We start from the raw sequence: 24764 nt of genomic DNA on the forward strand, positions 1-24764 counted from the left end.
GCTTTTTAAATATCTAAATGGCTTCTCCGCGAAAACGGCGTGAGGCTTGCCGGGTGACTTCACCCAGCAATTGCTCTTTGGCTTGCCGCTCTCGCAGCCAACGTGCGTCATTGTGACTGGTTAAGACGTCATTGCGTAGCATTTGCAGTGCAGGTGCGGCGCCGTGGCGTGCTGCGTGCTGCGTGATCTGCTCAATGGTTTGCAAAATGTGCTCAGACAGCGGCATGTGCTGGCCCGTGCCGGGTTCTACATACACAGCATCCAGTCCAAAGCGGCAGGCCTGAAACCGGTTGTAGGTGTACACCAGATAGTCGTCTTCGCAGGGCGTAAAGGGCTGGGTGTCGATGAACCATGCGGCCAGCGCCTGCACGTAGCCTGCCAGTGCCGCTGCGCGCTCAATGGTCAGCGGGGTGTCGCACACACGGATTTCGATGGTGCCGAACTCGGGCTTGGGGCGAATGTCCCAGTAAAAGTCCTTCATGCTTTTGACTACGCCGGTGGCGGTCATCTTGTCAAAATAAGCCTCAAACTCTTTCCACGTGAGCACGCAGGGCGCCCGACCTGACAAAGGGAACGCGAACACCGAGTTCAACCGTGCCGAGTCAAAGGCCGTGTCCTGACCCTGTACGTAAGGGCTGGAGGCCGACAGCGCAATGAAGTGCGGGATGTAGCGCGACATGCGGTGCAGCATGAGCAGGGCGGCATCAGCATCGGGGCAGCCAATGTGGATGTGCTGGCCAAAAATGGTGAATTGCTTGGTCAGGTAGCCGTACAGCGCTGACAGCTCATGAAAGCGGGCCTTGTCATAAATACGCTGCTGGTGCCATTGCTGGAAGGGATGGGTGCCACCGCCAACCACGGCAATGTTGAGCTTGTCGGCACTTTTGACCAGGGCATCGCGGATGGGGGTGAGCTGCCCGAGCACCTCGGCGGCACTGTGGCAGATGCCGGTAGAGATTTCGATCATGCTGCTCGTCATCTCCGGCACCACACTGCCGGGCAGGGCGTGCTTGTCCATCAGGCGCAGCATGTCGGTGGCGTAGGGCGCCAGATCGTAGTCGTGTGTGTTGACCAGTTGCAGCTCCAACTCCACGCCCAGGGTCAGGGGCTCGGACTGCTGAAAGGCTTCTAAAGGCATCTTCAGTTTCCTGTGCTGGTGGTATTGGTGGTGTTGGTAGAGGGCGGGATGTGCGCTGGAACAGCGCTTTCACCTGCGCGGCGCAGTGCAAGCGTGGCCAGGACAGCGCCCAGCAGCTCCAGCAGCAAGATGGCAGGCAGGGCAGTGCCTGCAATGGCCTGCGCTGCTTCGGGCGCAGCTTGCGCAAATTGCGAAGTAATCAGCAGCGCCACCGCAGACATGGGGGCCATGGCACACGCCACCCATATGGCCTGACGCCAGCTGGCACCTGAACCAATGTTGCCCAGCCCGACCCCGATGGTCTTGGACAGCAGCCGCGCCACCACCAAAGCCAGCACCGTCAGGGCTACAGCACCGCTCCACGAAGCCTGTGCAGCTACGGTAGAGACCAGTACAAACATCAGCATGGTGAGCAGCGATGACGCCGTGCCCAGCTGGCGTGGCCATGCCCAGGGGCGCTGGTGCAGTTGCTTGAGCAGCATGCCACCCAGCAATGCTGCCAGCGGGGCTGAGCCACCCAGATGGGCCGCCAATGCCGTGGCGGCGGCAATCAAGGCCAGCATCAGGATGGAGGTGTTCTCGCTGCTCGGGTTCATCAGCCGCAGTGCCATGCGCATTGCCAGGCACAGCAGCGCCGCCACCACGACAGACACGCCCAGCACCACCAGTACCGGGGTAATGTCATGCCACAGCGATGCAGAGGGACGGGCGAAGATTTCTGCTTTGGCACTGCCCAGGGTCAGTGCGTACAGCGTTGACAGCGTCGCCAGCACCATGGCGCGGTCAGTTACAGGGCCAACCGCGCGGGTGTCGTTGATAACGCGTGCCAGCACTACGGGCGAAGCCGCCATGGCAATCAAGGCCAGCGGTGTGGCCGTTGCTGCAGGCATGTTCAGCCAGATCAGCGTGTAGTAAACCGCCAGATAGGTCAGCGCTGCTTCGGTCAGGCTTTGAACCAGCACCATGGGGTTATGGCGAAACCAGCGCAGCGTAATGCGGCCACCGCATTCAAACAGCACGATGGCCACACCCAGCTCCAGCAAGAACAGTGCAGGGCCTTGCAGTGGCCACGCCGTGGCGCTGAAGCCAAGCAGCCCAGCCAGCGTTCCCACCACGGCATAGCCCAAGACTTTGGGCATTTGCAGGTGGCGTTGAAATAAATAGCCTACGAGCGAGGCCAGGGCCAGCAGCAAAGACCATTGCAGGGTGTCAAACCCCGCGGAAGGTTTGAGCCATTGGGCCCAGAAGCTTGGATCTTGGATCATGCATTCATCCTTGTCGGTGTCTCCTTGGGAACAAGCAGCGCCAGCGCTGAATGGGACCGTTTGAGCCGATCAAGGCTTGAAGAAGCTCAAAGGTCGTTTGCGCAGGCGGTGGCGGATGGCAGCGTAGATGCGCGAGCGCTCTACACCGGTGACGTTTTGGGCACGCAATGCCATGCGAAAGGCAAGATAGAAACTTACCAGAACGTTGATGGCTCCGTTGAAGGGCAACATCGCCACAGCCCACCAGAAAGCGTCGTCATGGATCATTTCCCAGCCAAAGGTGGCACCCGCAACGCCCAGCTGGCCTGAAGACAGTGTGACATGTCGCACCTCCAGCCCCAGGCCAAAAAACCCTGCAATCGCTGGCGCAAGCCCCAGCATCAGGCCCAGCGAAATGTTGGCGGCAAAGCCAGAAATGTTGTTGCGCCAAAACGTGCCCCAGCGTTTGGCACGCGCGCTGCCCAGCACCCGGGTGATGGTGGGGTTGTAGCGCAAGGCCGAGTCCAGGCGGTTGAGAACAAACCAGTTTTCAGCCCAGCCGGCAATCAGGCTGCTTAAAAACAGCAACACCCCGGTGAAGGCGGCAAACACCACCGAAGGCCCCAGCAAACTGAGCGAATCCAAGACTTGCGTGGCGTGTGGCTCATCAAGTGGTGGCGTGCCAAAAGCGTACTGGTACAGCATGCTCAGCCCCAGCGCGGCCGGGAAAACCACCAGCACGTTGCCCAAAATGGCCGCCACCTGGGTGCGGGTGAGGTTGGCTACCTCATCCACAAAGCCCTCGATCGCACCTTCTTCGTTGATGTTTTTGAGCTTGGCTGCCATGGCCGGCGCGGTCATGGCGGGTTGTTTGGTGGCTACGGTGAAATGCAGCAACTGAATCAGCAAGAAGCTGATGGCGTAGTTAATGCCAGCCCAGAAGCCGCCCCAGAATGCGGAGAAGGTCAGTGCCACCAGACCGAATTTCACCAAAGTGGTCACGGACATGACCAGGCCACCACCGGCTGCGCGATGCAGCATCTGCAAGTATTCCTTGCCGGTGCGGGTGATGTAGTGTTCGCCGGTTTCAGCGCTGCGCTCGGTCATCTTGGCCGCCAGCAACGAAGAGTTGTTGGCAAACAGGGAGCGCAGGCTGCGTCGCTCGCGTCCGACACTGACAAACCCCGCCAGCAGGCGCAGGGCATCTTGCTCAGGCCGTGTGCTGGTCAGGCAATCGAGCAACTGGCGAATGCGCACAATGCGGGTGCGCAACTGGCGCACTCGAAAGACAAGGCCAACGGAGATGCCGTCATCGCCATAGTGGTTGTAGACGGTGCCAATGGCTGCACGGCAGGCATCCAGCCGTTCGCGCAGGCGGCGTTCTGCTTCCAGCAACCGGTCGGGGGTGCGCAGGCCGTGCAGCACCTCGATGCGCAGGCTTTCGACATCTCGAATCAGGTCGTGAAAAGGGCGCTGATCGCGTGCCTCTTCGCTCATGCGCAGGCGCAATTCGGGTGCAAAGCCATTGGACAGAATTTGCCCGGCGCAGTAAGTGATGGCATTGAGCAGTGCATGCTGCCAAAAACTGGCACCCTGGCTGTCTGCAGGGGCGAGCAGGGCTGCAAGGCGCTGCAGCAGTGACTCTGGCAATGCGTTGAGCCAGCGTGCGTCAAACTCGCTGGGCATCGCAATGGAAAAAAGCTCGGATGCGTCGATGGTCTCGGGCGTGCCGGGCAGCAGCTTGCTGCGGATGCGTTCGGACACTTCCGTGATCATCGCAGTGCGGGGTGCGAAGCCGAAATCGGCCAGCAAGGTCGTGATGTCTACGCGGTCAATAAAAATCAGCCACCACGCTTGCAGGCGTTGCCGTGCGTCGGCATCGTTTTCCATGGCGACTACAAAAGCTTCCATACGGCCTGTAGCTACCTCAATGGATGGGGCTGCTTCACGCACCCATTCCAAGACGTGAATCAGCCACAGATGACGCTCGGCAATATCTGCGTGGGGGTCGAGTTCCGCCAGCAGGCGGGGCAGGTCTTGGGGTTTACGGCGCATTCAGTGCAGGGTGCGTGAGGAGGGCTGAGCAAGGGTGCTGGAGCGGTCGGGCTCCGGGTCAGCCTCGACGTTCAGTGCAAACGGTGCAATCGGAGCATCAAAGATTTCCCCGTCTTCTGTAATGCACACGTAGCGTCCTTGCATGCTGCCTGAATCTGTACGCAATTCACAGCCACTGCTGTAGCTAAAGCTTTCTCCGGGCTGCAACAGAGGCTGGCGCCCTACAACGCCCAGACCGTGCACTTCTTGCTGCGCTTGTTGGGCATCGGTAATGAGCCAGTGGCGTGCGATCAATTGCGCGGCCACCTCTCCCGTGTTGGTGACCGTAATCGTGTACGCGAAACGATAGACCCCCTGCTGGGGGATGGACTGCTGCGCCTCATAGTGGGCGCGCGCTTCAACCTGAAACTCATACATCGGCATGTGGCAATAGTAACTGCGACAATTGACCCTATGAACCCCACGTACCGCATCGCCCCTTCCATCTTGTCTGCCGACTTTGCCCGTCTGGGTGAAGAAGTACGCACTGTCATCGCTTCTGGCGCAGATTGGATCCACTTTGACGTCATGGACAATCATTACGTCCCCAATTTAACCTTTGGTCCCATGATTTGCCAGGCTGTCAAGCCACATGCAGTCACGCCAGATGGCAAGCCTGTGCCGATTGATGTGCACCTGATGGTGCAGCCAGTCGATGAGCTGGCCAGCGCCTTTGCCAAGGCCGGCGCGGACTACATCAGCTTTCACCCTGATGCTTCGGCCCATGTGCACCGCAGCATCCAGAACATCAAGTCCCATGGCGTCAAGGCTGGGCTGACATTCAATCCCGCTACACCGCTGGATATGCTGGACTGGGTGATTGAAGACCTGGACCTGATCTTGCTGATGAGTGTGAACCCCGGTTTTGGTGGCCAGAGCTTCATTGATAGCACGCTGCGCAAGATTGAAGCGGTGCGCAAGCGCATTGATGCATGCGGCAAAGACATTCGCCTGGAAGTGGATGGCGGCATCAAGGAAAGCAACATCCGCGCGGTGGCCAATGCCGGTGCCGACACCTTTGTGGCGGGCAGCGCTATTTTTGGCAAACCCGATTACAAGGCCGTGATCGATCAGATGCGTGCCAATTTGGCAGCTTAAGGCACTGCAGCTAGCAGATACTTTCTGCTGTAACACTTGCCTTAAGGCCTGCGGATGCAGGCCTTTTTTATTGGTCAGTGCTATTGGTCATGGCAGGCCATGCAGATGCATCGTGCAATCGAAGCACCAACGCGAGGTAGTGCACTGTGCCGTAATCACACGCAGCAGGCAGCTCTTGCCTTACCCCGGGGGCGCGCCTACTTTTTGCTGTCACAACGAGTGCCCCCGAGCTCCAACTCGCTTATCAATCGCTGGGCAGTGCAGCGGCAATTAGAGAGTCTTTTTGGTTCGTGAACAGCTTCTTCTGGGGTTGGACAGTACTGCGGTTCGCCCGATTGGTGGCGCTGACAACGCAGCCAAGAGCAGACGTTTTGTTGACCTCCGGTCTGTAGCTGCGCCTCAGGGGCAACCGGTGTGATGCATGCACTTATTTGACCTGCCTTTGCATGACTAAGAGTGCACCTTCAATGAGCGCACTCACGCCCTGCATGAACTCTTGCTCTAGCTCCAGTTGCTCGGCTTGCTGGTCTGCACTGAGAGCAGGTTCACGGTTGACCGCCGAGTAAATCGTATCTGCGGCCGAGATGCAAAAAAAGGTGACCGTGGCGAGCAGCCAGCGTGACTGTGATTTGCTGATGCCAAACGTTTGTGCCACATGCGTTTGGTGGCGGTCTATCTTTTCCAGCATGGGCTCAGTCGCCGCCATTCTGCGAATGACATAAGGCGTCACACCGGGGTGTGCTTTGACAAATTCGCACACAGATGTGGTGAACACATGCATATACAGCCGCAGTCCTCCTTCTGCGCCGTCAGTTGCCGGGGGCAGTTGCCAGCGCTGAAAAATCTCCTCGGCCACCAAATGCTTGAGTGCAGCCAAGCTAGGTACATGTTTGTACAGCGCCATGTGGCTCACTCCCAAGGCCTCTGCGACGCCCACAAAAGTGATGTGAAGGAGTCCTATTTGAATGCCTGCATCTGCAATTTTTTTTCGGGTAATCGTGCGCGGTCGCCCGCGTGAGGGTGTTTTTGTTTCTTGCATTTTTTCTCAAATCGTAGGCGTTCATTGTTAGACAAATTTCGTTGTCAGCCAACGATCAGAGTTTTCTCTGATGAATTAGTTTATTATCATGAAACTAATTCGTATTCGTGCTCTCTGTTCGTGAAGTTTTCAGGTGCAGAGTCGTCTTTTCCAACTTGAAAGTTGCACGTGTGCGGGCATGTGGCATCCACTACGGCCTCGTTAAAAGGGGCGTTGGAAAGTGGGTGATTTTTTTTCGACCTCGGCCTTCTATGAATGTTGATAACGCAGTATCTGCTGCTCGACAACCCGCGAGTCCCGTGGCTCGCATCCTGCAGCCCATACGCAAGCGGCTGATTTTTGCCGCGGTGCTTGCGGCAGTGGGCGCGATGCTGGGATTGGTACCACTGGCAGGGATGGCAGAAATTGCGCGCCAAACGCTGGGCAGCGCAGATTCACGCTTTAGCTTGTGGCAGATCGTGATGGTGAGCATCTCGTGCCTGGTAGTGGGGACTGCGCTGGTTTTTGCTAGCGAATGGCTGGCACATCGCGCAGACCACTGTCTGACACACCATCTTCGCCAAGCAGTCGTAGACAAACTGTCCAAGGTGCCAATGGGATGGTTCACCAGCAGAGCTTCAGGACAGGTCAAGCAGGCTATGCAAGATGACATGGGCACGCTGCACAGCTTAACTGCCCACTTCTTTACATCCGTAGCGCGTGCCGCTGGGGCTGTAGTCATCTCCGTGGGATATCTGCTGGCCCTCGATTGGCGTTTAACGCTGATTGCAATGCTGCCATTTGCAGGATTTTTCTGGTTTCTGAAGCACGCCATGAAAGCCAGCGATCAGAACATGACCAATCTGGCGGAGAAGATGGGGGCCATTAACAGCGCCACTGTGGAATTAATTGGCAGCATTGGCACCGTCAAAGCCTATACCGCAGCCGGGCATCCCCATGCAGGTTATGCGCAGGCGGTGGACGGGTTTGCCAATGCATTTGTGGATTTCACTCGGCCTTTGGTGGCAGCCATGGGTCACGCCCATGCTTTGATTGCACCAGTTACCGTGCTGGGTATTGTGCTGGCCGCGGGCATGGCGATGGCGCATCAGGGCTGGATAACGATGGTAGATGTCCTGCCGTTTGTGTTGGTAGCGCCAGGCCTGTGCGCACCGCTGCTGCTGCTACATACCTTGCTGCATGATTTGCAAGGCGCACAAGGTGCAGCACAGCGCCTGATGGTTTTGTTGGACACCCCTGTGCTGCCACAGATGACAGACGCACAGCCGCAATTGCCGCAAGGCCACGGCGTGCGATTTGAAAAAGTGCACTATGCCTACGATGGCGCTCACACGGTGATTCATGGCGTGAGCTTCGAGATGCAGCCTGGCACGGTCACTGCAATCGTTGGCCCTTCAGGAGCAGGGAAATCAACCTTGGCGCGCTTGCTGCTGCGCTTTTTTGATCCTGTCGAAGGGGGAATCACGCTAGGTGGCATCGATTTGCGCGCTATGCACAGCACGCAGCTGTATCAACAGATTGGTTTTGTGCTGCAAGACATCCGCCTGGTGCATGCCAGCATACGAGAAAACATTGCACTGGGCCGTCCTGACGCCACGCAGGCTGAAATTGAAGCTGCAGCGCACGTGGCTCATATACATGAACGCATTGTGCAACTGCCGCGTGGCTATGACTCAGTGATCGGGGAAGACGCTCAGCTGTCTGGGGGCGAGGCCCAGCGCCTGAGCATTGCACGTGCTGTGCTGCTGGACCCGCCAGTGCTGGTACTTGATGAGGCTACAGCCGCCGCTGATGCGGGCAATGAAGCTCACATCCAGACCGCATTGGCGCAATTTACACAGCATCGCACTGTGCTGGTCATTGCTCACCGGCTCGATACGGTGATGCATGCAGACCAGATTCTGGTGCTGGATGGCGGCACCATCGTGGAACAGGGCACGCACCTGCAATTACTGGACCGGCAAGGTTTGTATGCCAGATTGTGGGACCAAGGTGGTTACGCAACTACCCAGACTGCAGAGGGTTTGCCGTGCTGAAAACTTTTACACAATTGCTGGGCAATGCGCGGCCCGTTTTTCAGCGTTACCTGTGGCTAGCAGTGACGTATGGCCTGCTGTGCGGCTTGACGATCAGCACGCTGGTGCCTTTGCTGCGCAGCGGGTTGCAGGGTGACACAGTAACTGCCGTGTGCTGGATGTTGGTTCTGGTGCTGGGCGTAGTCACCAGTTGGCTGTGGCGTCGCTGGGTAGAAAAGGCGGGTGTGCAAGTGGGTACCGCTGTAGTGCAAGCAGGTCGCCACCGTCTTGGTGAACAAGTGGCACGCATGCCCGTGGGGTGGTTTACGCCGCAGAACACAGCACGCCTGGAGCATGTCATCACGCAAGGCATGATGAGCGTGGCCCAACTGCCTGCGCACGTTTTCACGCCCTTGATCAGCGGCGTTATCACCCCCATTGTGCTGGTGATAACGCTGTGGATGCTCCACCCCCTGCTGGGTGTGATCGCTTTGGTGGCGCTGCCCCTGTTGGCGGGTGCATTTGCCCTGACCACTCGTTTGGCACGCGGTGCTGACACCGTATTTCAGCGTGACTTTGCGCAGTCGAGTCAACGCATCGTCGAGTTTACGCAAGCCCAGTCGGTACTGCGAGCTTTCCAAGGTGAGGCAGGCAGTGCGCGTTTTGTGCAGCAGGCCATTGCTCTGCAGCAGCATTCAGGGCTGCGCGTCATTGGGCGCTCAGCCTTGTCAACCGTGATCAACACCTGGGCCGTGCAATTGGTTCTGGCCATGCTGCTGGTCACTTGTGTGGCATGGCTCAATGGTGTCGTTGATGCTGGACTGAATCTGCCGGAAGTGGTCACCGTGGTAGTGGCGCTGCTGATGGTCAGTCGCTTTATTGATCCATTGCTCGAAGTGGCAGGCTACGCAGATGTGCTGCGCGCTGCCAACATGCAGTTGCACGACATTGCCAGCCTGCTGAGCGTGCAACCTTTGCCGCAACCCAGTGGTGTGCAGACCTTGCAGCAACCGCAAGATGCCTCGGTCACTTTGCACAACGTCCACTTTCGCTATGCAGATGACGCTCCCGAGGTACTGCGTGGTGTGAGTCTGCATGCAGCACCGGGTTCCATGACGGCGTTGATTGGGGTCTCTGGCTCCGGCAAAAGCACCGTGATGCGGCTGCTGGCACGCTTTTTTGATACCAGCGCAGGGGTGGTTCAACTCGGCGGTGTCGATGTGCGCCAGCTTACCGATGCGCAGGTAGCCGCGCACATCAGCCAGATCTTTCAAGACAGCTATTTGCTGGCTGGCAGCATTGGCGAGAACATCCGCATTGGCAAATCGGGTGCTACAGATTCAGAAGTTCTGCACGCAGCGCAGCGGGCTGGGGTGAGCGAAATCATTGCACGTCTGCCGCAGGGCCTGAACACCCAGGTAGGCGAAGGCGGGGTACGTCTGTCCGGCGGTGAACGCCAGCGCATTGCCATTGCACGCGCCCTGCTCAAAGACGCACCGGTATTTTTGGTGGACGAAGCCACATCCGCGCTGGATGCAGAAAATCAGCAGACCATTGCCCAAACCTTGTCTTGGCTCAAGGGGCGCCGTACGCTGATCGTGATCGCGCACCAGCTCTCCACGATCGCTATGGCCGACCATGTCGTGGTGCTGGAAGATGGGCTTGTTGTCGAGCAAGGCTCGCCGCAAGCACTGCTGGCACTGAATGGTCGTTATGCCCAATTTTTGCACCAGCGTAACACCACCAAGGGCTGGCGCATAGCGTCGGCCAAACCGCCCAGCATGGACAAAGGGCCGTCATGCAACTGAGTGTGCGCTGGTGGGGGATGTTTGCGTTGCTGTGCGTAATTTCGCTGATGGTGGGTGCGCGTGACATGGCGTGGGCACAGCTTTTTTCTAGCTCAGGCGATGCATGGCTGACACTCACGGCCAGTCGCCTGCCGCGTCTGGCGGCTCTGATCCTGACGGGCGTGGGTCTGGCGGTATGCGGTGTGATCTTGCAGCACATTGTGCGCAACAAGTTTGTAGAGCCCGGCACCTCGGGTGGGTTGGATGCAGCCAAACTGGGAATTCTTGTCGCCATGACTGCACTGCCTGCGCTGGGCGAAGTGGGGATTGCGGGGCGCATGCTTTTCGCACTGGTGTTTTGTCTGGCCGCCAATGTGGTCTACGTACTCATCATTCGGCGCATCCGGTTTCGCAATACAGTCCTAGTTCCTGTGGTGGGGCTGATGTACGGCAGCGTGCTCAGTGCACTGGCTGAGTTTTATGCCTACAGCCACAACATCATGCAAAGCATGCAGGGCTGGTTGCTGGGCGATTTTTCACGCATCGTTCAGGGCCACTATGAAATTCTTTACCTGATCTTGCCGGTAGTTGCGCTGGCCTATGCGTATGCCCACCGCTTCACCGTATTAGGGATGGGCGAAGAGATGGCGGCCAGCTTAGGGCTTGGCTACGCCGCCACAGCCGCTCTCGGCCTGCTGCTGGTGGCAGTCACAGTCTCTGTCACCGTTATCGCCGTCGGTGCGATTCCTTTTGTGGGCTTGGTCGTGCCACAGCTCGTGGCCCTGCACCGTGGTGACAATCTGCGGAAAACGCTGCCTCTGGTGGCTTTAGGTGGAGCCTCGCTGCTGCTGCTGTGCGACATCCTTGGACGCTTGCTCATCTACCCTTTTGAAGTGCCAATTGGTCTGACTGCGGGTGGCATTGGCGGGGTGGTTTTTCTGATGCTGATCTTGCGGGGGGGGCGTTGATGCAGCACACGCAACGTACCCACGCACCCCTGTGGTGGATTGGGATTGGTGTCATTGCATTGACCGCCATCTTTGCGCTGGCAGGAGCAGGCTGGGACTGGAGCTACGTCATTCCAAAACGTCTGGTGCGATTGGCAGCCATCGTAGTTGGTGGCATCTGCGTTGCCGTATCCGCCATTGTGTTCCAGACGCTGGCTGGCAACCGCATCTTGACGCCCGCTGTCATGGGTTACGAAGCGGTGTATCTGCTCTGGCAAGCACTGCTGCTCTTGATACTTGGCGCTGAAGGCCTTGCGGCCCTGGGCCTGCGCGGCAATTTTGCCGTTTCAGTGGTGCTCATGCTGCTGTACTCGTGCGTGATTGACTGGTGGTTACTCGGTCGTTCAGCACGGAAAAAACGTGCATCTGATGGCAAGGCCGATGTCTACGTACTGCTGCTGGTAGGGCTGGTGTTGACCATGGTGATTGGTACCTTCACGCAGTTTGTGCAGTTGCGCATCAGTCCTGGTGAGTTTGCCGTTTTTCAAGGATTGAGCTACGCCTCTTTCAACCGTGCACGTCCTGAAACGCTGGCCTATGCCGCCGTGGCCATTGTGATGGTGCTAACTGTGTTGCGCAAAACACTCTCGGTACTCGATGTGATGGCTCTGGGCCGTGAGGCCGCCATATCTTTGGGCGTGGAACATGCCCGCTCCACGCGACTGCACCTGGCACTGATTGCACTACTGGTTGCGGTGTCGACCAGCTTGATTGGGCCGACCGCTTTCATGGGTGTGTTCGTAGCCAACATCGCCTATGCACTGGCTCCGAGTGCCCGGCACCGTATCACGCTACCGCTGGGCTGCGCCATCACGGTGGCCATCTTCATCGTGGCACAACTGTTGGTAGAGCATGTTTTTAACTACAAGACCACGGTCACCATTTTGGTCAATCTGGTGTGCGGCGTGTATTTCCTCGCGCTGACCATTCGCAGCCGAGGCAACCCATGATTTCTGTTTGCAACCTGCACAAACACTACGGCAGCAAGACCGTGCTGTCCAACGTCAGCGCGGAATTCCCTGCGCGCAGCATCACCTCGCTGATTGGCCCCAATGGCGCAGGCAAATCCACTTTGCTAATGATGATGGCGCGCTTGCTCAATCCCGACAGCGGCAGCGTGCTGCTGCAAGACTGCGATGTCTGCGAGTTGCGCATGGCGGAGTATGCCAAGCGCGTCGCAACGCTGCGCCAGTCCCCTGGTTTCAATATGCGGCTGACTGTGCGAGACCTGGTAGCGTTTGGCCGTTTCCCGCACAGCAGAGGACGGCTGACGAAGCAAGACCAGCAGGCAATTGATGAAGCCATCGAATTTTTGTCGCTGCAGCCGCTGTGTGATGCCTACATCAACGAGATTAGTGGTGGCCAGCGACAGATGGCCTTTCTGGCCATGACCATGGCCCAGCAAACAGATGTATTGCTGCTCGACGAGCCCCTGAATAACCTCGATATGAAGCACGCCGTGCAGATCATGAGAGCACTGCGCCGTCTGTGCGACGAGCAAGGACGCACGGTGGTCCTGGTGATTCATGACATCAACTTTGCGGCTAATTACTCGGACCAAATTGTCGCGCTCAAAAACGGCGCGCTGCGCTATAGCGGTGCCACACACGAGGTCGTGACCGAGCAGCGGCTGGCTGACCTGTATGAGCTTGATTTTGAGATCACGCATACCACCAACAGCCTGGTTTGCAATTACTTCAATACATCGGAAAAAACGTTATGACTTTAGATCGTCGACATTGGTTTCGTGCGGCAGGCTGCACTGTCATTCTGGCCTCCTGCGGCGTATCCAGCATCAGTCCCGCATGGTCACAAACGGCGGCTTACAGCCCTGTAATGGTCGAGCATAAGTTGGGTAAGACGGTGATTGAGCGACCACCTCAACGCGTGGCAGCGCTGGAGATGAATGAAGTCGACATGCTTGACCAGCTGGGTGTGCCGATTGCAGGCATGGTCAAGGACTTTGTGCCTCACTTTTTGGCCAAGTACAAAAATGATGCCAAAGTGGCTGATCTGGGCGCCATCGTGCAGCCCAATCTGGAGCGTGTGCACGCAATCAAGCCGGACCTGATTTTGATGACACCGCTTCAGGCCAACCATTACCAAGAGTTATCCGACATTGCACCCACGGTGCATTTCGACATCGACTTTAAAAATAGTCAGGTGGGTCACTTTGATGCCGTCAAGCAGCATCTGCTGACGCTGGGGCGAATTTTCCACAAAGACGCGCTGGCGCGTGACAAAGCCACTGCTTTAGACGCCCAGGTGCAGCAGGTGCGCAACATCACCAAAAGCCGTCCTGAGCGCGCCCTCATCGTGCTGCACAACAACGGCGCTTTCAGCTCGTTCGGTGCTCAATCACGCTACGGCTTCGTTTACAGCACGCTGGGTGTCAAGCAAGCCAGCGCAGCGGTAGAAGCCGGGCTGCACGGACAGCCCGTGTCCAGCGAATTCATTCAGCAGGCCAACCCTGACATTCTTTATGTGGTGGACCGCACCGCCGTTATGGAACGCAAGGCCGTACTTAAACCAGAGGACGTGGCCAACCCGCTGCTGCGTCAAACCAATGCCTGGAAAAACGGCCGTATCGTCTTTGTGGATGCAGACGCCTGGTACACGACAGGAGCCAGCCCCACATCACTGCAAATCGTGATGAAAGACGTGCTAAAGGGTTATCAGCCCTAAATATTTGGCTCTTGATTTTGATTGAAGTTTTCACTTCAACGCTTCACAGCCAGGTTCACGCCCAGCCAACAACCCTGCAAAAAGGTGCTGCTGCCAGTGCCGGCTTTCGTGTTCCTGATGCATGGACATGCGCCGACGCATTGCACAACGCCATCCATAACAAGGAAATCGGTATGTCTCAAATCTGCTCTCAATCGACATGGCATGCGCCAGCTCCGCTTCACCCTCCTTTTGCGTTAAAGCGCAGCACGGCTGCCCACATGGCGCTGCTGATGGGGCTGGCCATGTCCACGTCAGCCACGCTGGCGCAAACCAGCACAGCCACGGCAGCACAGGGCACAGACAATGCCCCGACACTGCCCGCAGTAACTGTGCTTGAACAATCACATGGTGTGACGGCTCCCTATGCAGGCGGCCAAGTGGCCACCGGTGGGCGCGTGGGTTTTCTCGGTGCCAAAGACTTTATGGAAACGCCTTTCAGCACCATCAGCTATACGGAGGAATACATTGCAGATCGCCAAGCCAAAGATATTGGCGAAGTGATTTCTGCAACGGACCCTGCTGTTTTTAGCAACAACGCGTCAGGCTCTTGGTCAGAAAATTACTCCATCCGTGGTTTTACTGTCGGTAGCACCGACACCTCGGTCAACGGTTTGTATGGCATGGCCCCTTACTACCGAGGAACGACAGAAATGTACGATCGCGTGGAGGTACTGAAAGGCCCAACGGCACTCCTCAATGGCATGCCACCCGGTGGCTCAGTTGGTGGTGCCATCAATTTGCAGCCTAAACGAGCAGGTGATGCACCACTGACACGGTTGACCGGCACCTATATGTCCGATTCGCAATTTGGCACGCACTTGGATGTGGGTCGCCGGTTCGGTGAAAACAAGCAGTTCGGGATTCGCTTCAATGGGATGTATCGCGATGGCGAAGGTGCTGTCAACCAGCAGTACAAGAAAGCAGAGCTAGCCTCTTTAGGGCTGGATTGGCGCAGCGAACGTGTCCGCCTGTCGGCCGATATGTACATCAGCGAGGATCATGTCAACGGCGTCAGCCGAGGCCTTACGCTGGCCAACAGCGTATCTGTGGTTCCTAAGCCACCCAAAGCAGATACTTTGCTGAGCCCGGACTGGAGCTATGTGCACAACAAGGACAAGGCCATCATGGCGCGTGGCGAATTTGATTTGACCGATCAGGTTACTGCCCATATTGCGGTAGGGACCAGCAAGTCCAACTACGAGTACAACGGTGCGTCAGGTGGAGAGATCACCAATGCCAGCACGGGCGCATTCACAACAAGGCTGGCACAGCTGCAGTTCGAGGTGGAGAAACAATCTCTTGACGCAGGCTTGAAAGGCAGTTTTAAAACCGGGTCGGTAGGCCACCAATGGTCGCTCAACACCACCTATTACGCAGACACCCTGCGTGAGAATGGCAACCGTGTCACGGGAACCATGACCTCGACAATTTACAATCCTGTCTGGGGTCCTGCGCCTGTTATGGGCGGGATGCCGATTACGCATACAGAGTCCATACTGCGCAGTTTTGGCTTGGCCGACACCCTGTCGTTTGCCAAGGACCGTGTGCAGCTCACATTAGGTATTCGTCACCAGTCCGTGCGTACCGACAATTTCAATGCGGCAAGCGGCATTGTGGATCCGAAAAAGCACTATGAGACCAGCGCTAATACGCCAGCGGCAGCCTTGCTGGTCAAGGCCACCGAGAACTTGTCGGTCTATGCCAACTACATTGAAGGGCTGAGCAAGGGGCAGCAAGTGGCTTCGCCTTATGCGAACGAAGGCGAGATGCTGGCCCCTTACAAGACCAAGCAGAAAGAAGTGGGTCTAAAAATTGATCTGGGTGACTTTGCACACACTTTGAGCGTGTACCAAATCTCCAAACCCAGTGGCGCGGCAGATGTTGCCACCAACACGTATGCGGTCAATGGAAAACAGCGCAATCGTGGTGTGGAATGGGGCTTTTTCGGTGCGCCCATGCGCGGTGTTCGCTTGATGGGTGGGGTCGCTTATTCAGATCCCAAGGTCACCAAGTCCATTGTTGCTGCCAATGTAGGCAAGATGGCCAAAGGCATGCCCAAGCTGCAAGCCAAACTCGGTGTGGAATGGGATACCTCCTTCGTACAAGGCCTGACACTGACCGCCAACGCAACAGCAGTTTCCAAGCAGTACATCGATGATCTGAACCAGAAATGGGCCAGTGGTCGTACCACTTACGATCTTGGCGCGCGCTATAGAACCAAGGTGAACAACACCCCTGTGGTGGTTCGTGCGGCAGTGAACAACGTCACCAATAAAGCGTACTGGGGCATGCCTGCCCTGACCTCGCTGATACTGGGTGCACCGCGCACGGTATCGGTCTCCGCATCAATGGACTTTTAACCACAGCGATAACTGCTCAGAAAAACAGACGGGTGAGCTCAATGGCAGTCTGAGTGGGGCCAGCCCGGCTGGTGTTTCTGCACAAGTCGGTCCCCGCAAGCCGACAGGCTTGCGGTGTCAGCCGGCCCCAGTAGCTCCAGGCTGGCTGACCCAGACACACAGCAGCTTTGAAGTTTGGGGGAGAGAGTCTGAGGTATCTCGGGTGCTGCCATTGAGCTTTTTGGTCACCAAGAACTTGCTCAGACTGAGCCTTGCGTCCAGTTATCGGTTTGCCCGGGTCTGTGGCGCAATTGTCAGGACTGTCGTAGATAGCCACGAACTTCAGCACGTTCTGCTACCGCCGAAACAGCCTTCAAGTCCAAGTGCCTTATCGCGGCAGGCAGGCTGGATGGCATTTGTTTGTGGGCATGAAGGTGCACCGTTTTCATGATTTCACCATGAAAGAATGCTCGGGGCGAACAGGCGAAAACGTTGCCTACTGCATGGAAGCGCTTTGAGGCTGAGACACATGAAAAGGGTCGGACAGTGAAGCACTGGTGCAGTCTGGTTGTGAGCAAAATGAACTGGGTCACACGACTGGGGGCATGTTCAGGACGTTTGAGCGGCAGCTCAATGAGCTGCATATCGATGCGCCATCCTCAATCGATGCACAGCGCTGTACCGTTCGCAGACCGTACTCGAGGCATAACTGCGTCTGGGGTTAGTTGATCTAAACGAATGGATGCAACAACGTTGCTTTGAGTCCGACATAGCCCGGATGCTGTGCACGTTACTGAGTTGAAGCGAGTTTGCGCTCGTGCATGCGCACTTCAATCGACCGATTTGGCAAAGTACGTCGTAGTGTTTTGACCTGTTTATTAAGGCGTTAACATTTCTACTTTTTTATTTGCGAACTTTATTTCATGGCTACCATTTCTTTTGCATCTCACCAGTGGGCACTGGATGCGGCCATCGTGGATCTGGATGGCACGATGGTCGACACCATTGGCGACTTTTCAGAGGCCATTACGCGGATGCTGTCCGATTTGCAGTTGCCACTGCTGACAGCTGCAGACATTGAACACATGGTGGGCAAAGGGACCGAGCATTTGCTGCGCTTGGCTCTGGCGGCGGCCCTGACCAGTGCCGGCCACCCGAAGGATGGGCTGGCTGAGGCGGTAGAGACTTTGTTCCCGCAGGCCATGCAGCGTTACATGCACCACTACGTGGCCATCAACGGCCTGCACTCGAGCGTGTACGACGGTGTGGCGCTGGGTTTGCAGGCCTTGAAGAACGCCGGGTTGCGACTGGCGTGTGTGACCAACAAGCCTTTGGCATTCACTACGCCGTTATTGAAGACCAAGGGCCTGGATGGCTTGTTTGAGGTGGTCTTTGGCGGTGATTCGTTCGAGCGCAAAAAACCCGACCCGCTGCCGCTGCTCAATGCCTGCCAGGCACTGGGAGCAAGCCCAGCGCGCACCTTGATGATTGGAGACTCCAGCAATGATGCGCAGGCCGGTCGTGCTGCTGGTTGCCCGGTGGTGCTGGTCTCGTATGGCTACAACCATGGTCAGCCTGTAGACACCGTCGATGCCGATGGTTTTGTAGACAGCATTGCGCAATTGCGCGTGCTTTGAACACAAGCGCAAAGGCTGGGCGTTCGGTGCGCCAGAAAGGCTCAGGCTGTCCAATGGCTGTCTGGGGCTGGCAAGCCAGCCGGCCTCAAGCCAAGCCCCGCAAGCGGAGCCTGACGGGAGGCTTTTTCTAAGCGTTTTCGTGGTGGGGCAGTGCCCGCAGGGTGGGCTTTGTAGGTCGATGCAGATGGGCAGCGGGCGATTGCGGTGCGCTGGTGCCCGGATGCGCGAACGCAGAAGGGGTGTAATGCGCCAGCTGGAATACCGAGACGGCCTGCACCAATTGTTCCGCCTGGGTTTGCAGGCTGGATGCAGCTGCAGCACTTTGCTCTACCAAGGCCGCATTTTGCTGGGTGTTGCGGTCCATTTGCCCGACCGCTTCGCTGACCTGTGTCACGCCCGTACTTTGCTCGGCGCTGGCGGCGCTGATTTCACCCACGATATCGTTGACATGGCGAATGGCGGACACCACGTCGGACATCGTAGAGCCCGCGCGATCAGCCAGGGCTGAGCCCTGGCTGACGCGCTCCACGCTGGCGGTGATCAGTGTCTTGATTTCTTTGGCCGCTTCAGCGCTGCGCTGTGCCAGACTGCGCACTTCACTGGCAACCACGGCAAAACCACGGCCTTGCTCGCCTGCGCGTGCCGCCTCTACCGCCGCATTCAAAGCCAGAATATTGGTCTGGAAGGCGATGCCATCAATCACGCCAATGATGTCTGCAATGCGCTGGCTGGCGTCGTTGATGCCGCGCATGGTGCTGACCACCTCTTGCACCACCTGCCCGCCTTGCTGGGCCACTTGACTGGCGTTGACGGCCAGCTGATTGGCCTGCCGTGCACTGTCGGCGTTTTGGCGGATCGTGCTGCCCAGCTGTTCCATGGAGGCTGCCGTTTGCTCCAAAGCGCTGGCTTGCTCTTCAGTGCGTACGGAGAGGTCATGGTTGCCTTGTGCAATCTCCTGGCTGGCCATGGCGACACGTTCTGCACCGCTGCGTACGCCTTGCACGATGTCGGCAACATTGGCGCGCATGCTCTCGAGCCCATACACCACACTGCTTGTGTTGGCCTGGCCAGCCAGGCTGGTGCTCAGATTCCCTTGGGCCATCTGCTGCGTGATGGCGAGCAAGCGCGCCGGCTCGGCACCCAGTTGCTGCAAGATGCTGCGGGAAATAACCCATCCGGCGACCAGCAGCAGCACGGCAAGCAGCAATGAGCCGCCGATGGCCCAGCGCAAGCGCTCAGCAAACGCAGCGTGCACGGTATCGATGTAAACGCCGGAGCCAATCACCCAGCCCCAGGGCTCAAACCCCATGACGTAAGAGACTTTCTCGACAGGGGCATCACTGCCGGGCATGGGCCACAGGTAGCGGTGATATCCAGCCCCCTCTTTTTTAACGATATCGACAAAGTTCACAAACAGCCGCTGGCCTGTTGGGTCCTTGTTTTCAGTGAGATCCTGGCCATCCAGCTGGGGGCGCACAGGGTGCATCACCATGCGAGGCTGCATGTCATTGATCCAGAAGTACTCACCACCGCTGTAGCGCAGTTTGGAGATGGTCTGCAAAGCACGTTTTTGTGCCTCTTCGTTGGTGATGGCTCCCTGGGCTGCCTGCGCTTGAAATTGCTGCAGCAAGCCGTGGGCAATTTCAACGTTCTGGCGGACGGCATTCTGGCGCTCTTGAATCAGCAGGCTGCGCTCTGAAAAGCTCAGGCTCAGTGCCAGCCCCAGAATGCTGAGCGTGGCCAAGAGCACCAGCCCGCCCAGCCGGCGAGTGACGGTGATGTTTTGAAGCAGTGGCATGAACTCTCCGGATATGTCTTTATTGTTTATGTGTGCCTCTCCCTATGGCACACAGATCAGAAGTGAGGGGGCACTATGTATTTTTTTGTACGGCGTGGATTTGCGGAGGAACAAATCACTTCGCAAGAATGTGTGTACAAAAGCAAACAGGCCCCTTGGGGCCTGGACAGAAGGTTCTGACAAACGGTTGTTTAGTCTGGTGTGGCTGCCAGCAAGGCTTGTTTGAGCTTGGCGTCTGCGGGTTTGGGGCCTAGCCAGATGCCCAGCATGGCCTGGTAAAACTCGGGTTCGTTGAACTGCGCGGGTTCAGGAGCGCCGTTGACGCTGATCAGCATGCCTTTGCCGGGTAGCCAGTCCAGGGTGAACTTGTCGCCCGGCTTGAGCTCTTTGTGGCGGTTAAATACCTCGCTCATGCGCATCACGCCAGGGATCAGCTTGGAAAACTGCTGCTTGTCCATGTTGTCTTCCATGCCATGGGCAAAGAGCTTGCCCAGCTCGGAGGCATTGATGGTGCGCAGCATGTGCACCGTGATCCGCTTGGCACCGGCCATCTTGCCAATTTCTTCCAGAGAAGTGGCCGGTTTTTCCAGATACAGCGCCGCAGCGTAGACCTTGAAAATGGCTTTGTAGCGAATGCCCGCACCATTGCGTTGCAGGCTTTGGTTGTTCACTTCCACCATCTTTGGGAGTGTGGCCAGTTCAGGCGGCTCGCTGCTCTGTGCCCAGCCGGGCAATGCCAATGCGCACAGCGCGGTGCACAGGCCTGCGCATCCCAAGCGAAGCATGCGCAACGCAGAGGCGAAATGGGCGGTCAACATGGTGTCTCCTTGGTTGCTGGATTGATTCGCACGCGCGTGCTTTTTTTATGTAAGCGATTGTGCTGCGTGGTTCAGTGCACGACAACAGCAAGTGCCCCTGTCCTCGGGAAAACCACTTGGGAGATGGCACAGAAAAGCGATGAAAGGAGCTGCAAAGCGCTGCTGCTGCGCCCAGACCGTTCAAAGGGCGGCAATGCGCTACACTTGTTCGCTATGTTCATTCATCACGTGTTCATCACAGGTTGCGCGGACCGGGGAGCCTGGCCCTGGCGTAAGCCTGCATTAATGACCGTTTAAAGCGCTCCATTGCGGGCGCACCCTTGTCCGCCACTGCTGCGGATGGTTTGAGTGAATTGCACGCCTGCCCTTTCGACATGGGCGCAGTGCGTGCCCCGATTGGGAAGCCTGCTCTGTGATTACAGAACTAGAATTCAAAAGCCTGGCCAGCGAAGGCTACAACCGTATACCCCTGGTGACCGAGGCATTTGCTGACCTCGAAACCCCGCTTTCTCTGTACCTCAAGCTGGCGCATGCCAGCGGTAACGGCAAATACAGCTTCTTGCTGGAGTCGGTGGTGGGTGGTGAGCGTTTTGGCCGCTACAGCTTTATTGGCCTGCCTGCGCGTACCTGCTTGCGTGCCAGCGGCTTTGGTGCTGCTGCCAAAACCGAGGTGCTGACCGACGGTGTGGTGGTGGAAAGCCATGCGGGCAATCCACTGGACTTCATTGCCGCGTACCAGGAGCGTTTCAAGGTAGCGCTCAGCCCCGGCTTGCCGCGTTTTTGCGGTGGATTGGCGGGCTACTTTGGCTATGACGCGGTGCGTTATGTCGAGAAAAAGCTCGAAGCCTCCTGCCCGCCTGATGCGCTGGGCACGCCCGACATCATGCTGCTGCTGTGCGAAGAGGTGGCAGTGATCGACAACCTCTCGGGCAAGCTGTATTTCATTGTGTACGCCAACCCTGCAGAGGCCGAGGCCTACAGCAAGGCCAAGAAGCGCATGCGCCAGCTCAAGGAGCAGTTGCGCTACTCGGTCAGCGTGCCTCAGATTAAAGGCGGCGACAGCCATCCGGCCGAGCGCAGCTTTGCCAAGGATGACTACCTGGCCGCCGTGGAGCGCGCCAAGGAGCTGATTGCCGCGGGCGATTTCATGCAGGTGCAAGTGGGCCAGCGCATTCAAAAACGCTACACCGAATCGCCACTGAGCCTGTACCGTGCGCTGCGTTCGCTGAATCCGTCGCCGTACATGTATTTCTACAATTTTGGTGACTTTCAGGTGGTGGGCTCCAGCCCCGAAATTCTGGTGCGCCAAGAAAAGACCGATGCGGGCGAGCAAATTACCATTCGCCCGCTGGCAGGCACACGCCCACGCGGTGCCACGCCTGAAAAAGACAAGGCCACCGAGCAAGAGCTGATCACCGACCCCAAAGAGCGCGCCGAGCACGTGATGCTGATTGATCTGGCACGCAACGACATTGGCCGCATTGCCAAGACGGGGACGGTCAAGGTGACGGAAGCCTTTGTGGTGGAGCGCTACAGCCACGTCATGCACATCGTCAGCAACGTGGAAGGTATTTTGCAGGACGGCATGACGAGCATGGACGTGCTCAAGGCTACCTTTCCGGCGGGCACGCTGTCGGGGGCGCCCAAGGTGCATGCCATGGAGATCATTGACCAGCTGGAGCCAACCAAGCGGGGCATTTACGGTGGCGCTGTGGGCTACCTGAGCTTTGCTGGGCACATGGACATGGCGATTGCAATTCGCACCGGCGTGATCAAGGACGGCAATCTGTACGTACAAGCGGCCGCCGGTGTGGTGGCCGACTCCGTCCCCGAGATGGAGTGGAGAGAAACTGAACACAAAGCCCGCGCCTTGCTGCGCGCCGCAGAACTGGTGGAGGAAGGTCTGGAATGAGCCGCGCAATCGATAAAGTCAAAAACTGCAGCAACATGCAAGAGGTGCGCGCTGGCGTGAATGCGCTGGACGATATCCTGGTGCCGCTGCTGGTGGAGCGCAGTGGCTACATGACCCAGGCGGCCAAGGTCAAGAACAACGAAGACCTGGTGCGCGATGAAGCGCGCATTCAGACCATTGTGGACCGCGTACGGCCCATGGCGCAGGCACAGGGCGGCAACCCCGACCTGATGGAGCGCCTGTACCGTGCCATGATGGAGTGCTACATCGATTACGAGCATCAGGAGCTGGCGCGCCTGCGTGCACAGGGCTTGAAGCCCCAGGGAGAGCAGCCATGAAGCTCTTGATGATCGACAACTACGACAGCTTTACCTACAACATTGTCCAGTACCTGGGCGAGTTGGGGGCGCAGGTGATCGTGGTGCGCAACGATGAGTCCACGCTGGATGAAGTGATTGCGCTGGTTGAGCGTGAAGGTGTGCAGCGCATCGTGATTTCGCCCGGGCCGTGCTCGCCGGCGGAGGCTGGTATTTCGGTGGCCGCCATCCAGCACTTTGCGGGCAAGCTGCCAGTGCTGGGCGTGTGTCTGGGGCACCAGAGCATTGGCGCTGCCTTTGGTGGCGACATCATCCGTGCAGGCCAGCAAATGCATGGCAAAACCAGCGTCATCAGCACCGACCAGAAGGGCGTGTTTGCCGATCTGCCCGCGCAGTTCACGGTCAACCGCTACCACTCGCTGGTGATCGACAAGACCACGCTGCCAGATTGCCTGCAAGTGACGGCGACCAGCGAAGACGGTGAAATTCAGGGCGTGCGCCACACCACGCTGGCGGTGGAGGGGGTGCAGTTTCACCCTGAAAGCATCCTGACCGAACACGGTCACGCCATGCTCAAGAACTTTCTGGAGCAGAAATAAACCCGGGCCGCGCTGCACTCAGCAGGCGGCCTTTTGTTTTTAAGAGCGCTTAGCGCTTACCAGTGCTTGTTTTAAAAGCAATAAATATCTGAAAACAAGCCTGTGTAGGCGTTGGTAGCTTCTATAGGCATAGCAAAGGATACCCAGTCATGAGCACTTTCACCCCGCAAGAAGCGCTGCAACGCACGATTGAGCACCGCGAAATCTTTCACGACGAAATGCTGGCCTTGATGCGCACCATCATGCGCGGCGAACTCTCGCCCGTGATGACGGCAGCCATCGTCACCGGCCTGCGAGTGAAGAAGGAAACCATTGGCGAAATTGCCGCTGCCGCACAGGTAATGCGCGAGTTCTCTAACCAGGTGCATGTGCACGACAAAACGCATCTGGTGGACATTGTGGGCACCGGCGGTGATGGCGCCAACACGTTCAACATCTCCACCTGCTCGACCTTTGTGATTGCGGCTGCGGGCGGCAAGGTCAGCAAGCACGGCGGGCGCAGCGTGAGCAGCAAATCGGGCAGCGCCGACGTGATGGAGGCGCTGGGGGTGAACATCAACCTGCAGCCAGCGCAGATTGCCGATTGCATCCGTGACATGGGCATTGGTTTCATGTTTGCGCCCAACCACCACCCGGCGATGAAAAACGTGGCTCCCGTGCGCAAAGAGCTGGGCGTGCGCACCATCTTCAACATCCTCGGGCCACTGACCAACCCTGCGGGCGCACCCAACATTTTGATGGGCGTGTTCCACGAAGATCTGGTGGGCATTCAGGTGCGTGCGCTACAGCGCCTGGGGGCCGAGCATGCACTGGTGGTGTATGGCCGTGATGGGCTGGATGAAATCAGCCTGGGCGCGGGCACGCTGGTGGGCGAGCTCAAAGACGGCGTGGTGCGTGAATACGAAATTCACCCCGAAGACTTTGGCCTGCGCATGGTGGGCACACGTGCGCTGAAGGTGGAAACCCCCGACGAATCCAGAGCCATGCTGATGGGCGTGCTGCAGGGCGAACAAGGCCCGGCACGCGACATCGTTTGCCTGAATGCGGGCGCGGCGCTGTACGCGGCCAATGTGGCCAGCAGCATTGCTGACGGCCTGCTGCGTGCGCAAGCTGCCATCGATAGCGGGGCGGCGCTGAACAAACTCAAGGAACTGGTGGCCTATACCGGCCAGCGCACCGCGTAAATACGCTGACG

Annotated in this window: 20 protein-coding genes; 13 read left to right on the forward strand and 7 right to left on the reverse strand. The window is 57.8% G+C overall.

Annotated elements, in window-relative coordinates; translation table 11 throughout:
- Positions 1-13: 13 nt before the first annotated feature.
- The 4 genes from IB213_RS00320 to apaG form a co-directional block, all read right to left on the reverse strand.
- A complete protein-coding gene (locus IB213_RS00320) occupies positions 14-1138 on the reverse strand; it encodes a YbdK family carboxylate-amine ligase (RefSeq protein WP_191722371.1) in 1125 nt (374 codons plus the stop codon).
- Positions 1139-1140: 2 nt separating this feature from the next.
- Complete coding sequence (locus IB213_RS00325; RefSeq protein ID WP_191722372.1) at positions 1141-2403, reverse strand: cation:proton antiporter; 1263 nt, start codon at positions 2401-2403, stop codon at positions 1141-1143.
- Between the two features lie 69 nt (positions 2404-2472).
- Positions 2473-4437 (reverse strand): site-specific recombinase, encoded by a 1965-nt coding sequence (locus tag IB213_RS00330; RefSeq protein ID WP_192405037.1) that lies wholly within the window; start codon positions 4435-4437, stop codon positions 2473-2475.
- A complete protein-coding gene (gene apaG, locus IB213_RS00335; RefSeq protein WP_192405038.1) occupies positions 4438-4860 on the reverse strand; it encodes a Co2+/Mg2+ efflux protein ApaG in 423 nt (140 codons plus the stop codon).
- Positions 4861-4890: 30 nt separating this feature from the next.
- Between apaG and rpe the strand changes: the two genes are divergently transcribed.
- Positions 4891-5574 (forward strand): ribulose-phosphate 3-epimerase, encoded by a 684-nt coding sequence (rpe, locus tag IB213_RS00340; protein WP_191722375.1) that lies wholly within the window; start codon positions 4891-4893, stop codon positions 5572-5574.
- A 427-nt stretch (positions 5575-6001) separates the two neighbouring features.
- On the opposite strand, the gene IB213_RS00345 is transcribed toward rpe, so the two are convergent.
- The gene (locus tag IB213_RS00345; protein ID WP_192405039.1) at positions 6002-6613 is read right to left on the reverse strand and encodes a TetR/AcrR family transcriptional regulator; all 612 of its coding nucleotides are present in this window, start codon (positions 6611-6613) and stop codon (positions 6002-6004) included.
- A gap of 251 nt (positions 6614-6864) precedes the next feature.
- Here IB213_RS00345 and IB213_RS00350 point away from each other — a divergent pair, with 251 nt between their 5' ends.
- The 8 genes from IB213_RS00350 to gph all read left to right on the forward strand — a co-directional run bounded on the left by IB213_RS00350 (position 6865) and on the right by gph (position 18125).
- Positions 6865-8649 (forward strand): ABC transporter ATP-binding protein, encoded by a 1785-nt coding sequence (locus tag IB213_RS00350; RefSeq protein ID WP_192405040.1) that lies wholly within the window; start codon positions 6865-6867, stop codon positions 8647-8649.
- Entirely contained in the window at positions 8643-10436 is a 1794-nt protein-coding gene (locus IB213_RS00355; protein WP_192405041.1) for an ABC transporter ATP-binding protein, read from the forward strand. The genes IB213_RS00350 and IB213_RS00355 overlap by 7 nt, the downstream gene beginning before the upstream one ends.
- Positions 10427-11383 carry an ABC transporter permease gene (locus tag IB213_RS00360; RefSeq protein ID WP_192405042.1) on the forward strand — a complete coding sequence of 319 codons (957 nt, stop codon included), beginning with the start codon at positions 10427-10429 and terminating at the stop codon, positions 11381-11383. Before IB213_RS00355 ends, IB213_RS00360 begins: the two co-directional genes overlap by 10 nt.
- A complete protein-coding gene (locus tag IB213_RS00365) occupies positions 11383-12372 on the forward strand; it encodes an iron chelate uptake ABC transporter family permease subunit (protein ID WP_192405043.1) in 990 nt (329 codons plus the stop codon). Before IB213_RS00360 ends, IB213_RS00365 begins: the two co-directional genes overlap by 1 nt.
- Positions 12369-13145: an ABC transporter ATP-binding protein gene (locus IB213_RS00370; protein WP_192405044.1), complete on the forward strand. Its 777-nt coding sequence runs from the start codon at positions 12369-12371 to the stop codon at positions 13143-13145. The genes IB213_RS00365 and IB213_RS00370 overlap by 4 nt, the downstream gene beginning before the upstream one ends.
- Entirely contained in the window at positions 13142-14107 is a 966-nt protein-coding gene (locus tag IB213_RS00375) for a siderophore ABC transporter substrate-binding protein (RefSeq protein ID WP_192405045.1), read from the forward strand. The genes IB213_RS00370 and IB213_RS00375 overlap by 4 nt, the downstream gene beginning before the upstream one ends.
- Positions 14108-14280: 173 nt before the next feature.
- On the forward strand, positions 14281-16509 hold the full coding sequence (locus IB213_RS00380; protein ID WP_192405046.1) for a TonB-dependent siderophore receptor: 2229 nt from the start codon (positions 14281-14283) through the stop codon (positions 16507-16509).
- Between the two features lie 902 nt (positions 16510-17411).
- Positions 17412-18125: a phosphoglycolate phosphatase gene (gene gph, locus IB213_RS00385; protein ID WP_192405047.1), complete on the forward strand. Its 714-nt coding sequence runs from the start codon at positions 17412-17414 to the stop codon at positions 18123-18125.
- Positions 18126-18252: 127 nt separating this feature from the next.
- On the opposite strand, the gene IB213_RS00390 is transcribed toward gph, so the two are convergent.
- Complete coding sequence (locus IB213_RS00390; RefSeq protein ID WP_192405048.1) at positions 18253-19923, reverse strand: methyl-accepting chemotaxis protein; 1671 nt, start codon at positions 19921-19923, stop codon at positions 18253-18255.
- Positions 19924-20114: 191 nt separating this feature from the next.
- Positions 20115-20741 (reverse strand): chalcone isomerase family protein, encoded by a 627-nt coding sequence (locus tag IB213_RS00395; protein WP_225560909.1) that lies wholly within the window; start codon positions 20739-20741, stop codon positions 20115-20117.
- A 412-nt stretch (positions 20742-21153) separates the two neighbouring features.
- Here IB213_RS00395 and trpE point away from each other — a divergent pair, with 412 nt between their 5' ends.
- The 4 genes from trpE (at position 21154) to trpD (ending at position 24753) form a co-directional block, all read left to right on the forward strand.
- A complete protein-coding gene (gene trpE / locus IB213_RS00400) occupies positions 21154-22653 on the forward strand; it encodes an anthranilate synthase component I (RefSeq protein ID WP_192405049.1) in 1500 nt (499 codons plus the stop codon).
- Positions 22650-22991: a chorismate mutase gene (locus IB213_RS00405; protein WP_191722379.1), complete on the forward strand. Its 342-nt coding sequence runs from the start codon at positions 22650-22652 to the stop codon at positions 22989-22991. Before trpE ends, IB213_RS00405 begins: the two co-directional genes overlap by 4 nt.
- Positions 22988-23569 carry an aminodeoxychorismate/anthranilate synthase component II gene (locus tag IB213_RS00410; protein WP_192405050.1) on the forward strand — a complete coding sequence of 194 codons (582 nt, stop codon included), beginning with the start codon at positions 22988-22990 and terminating at the stop codon, positions 23567-23569. Before IB213_RS00405 ends, IB213_RS00410 begins: the two co-directional genes overlap by 4 nt.
- Positions 23570-23718: 149 nt before the next feature.
- On the forward strand, positions 23719-24753 hold the full coding sequence (gene trpD, locus IB213_RS00415) for an anthranilate phosphoribosyltransferase (protein WP_192405051.1): 1035 nt from the start codon (positions 23719-23721) through the stop codon (positions 24751-24753).
- Positions 24754-24764 lie beyond the last annotated feature (11 nt).

The sequence above is a fragment of the Comamonas sp. CMM02 genome, from assembly GCF_014851485.1.
In the GTDB taxonomy this organism is placed as follows: Bacteria; Pseudomonadota; Gammaproteobacteria; order Burkholderiales; family Burkholderiaceae_C; genus Comamonas; species Comamonas avium.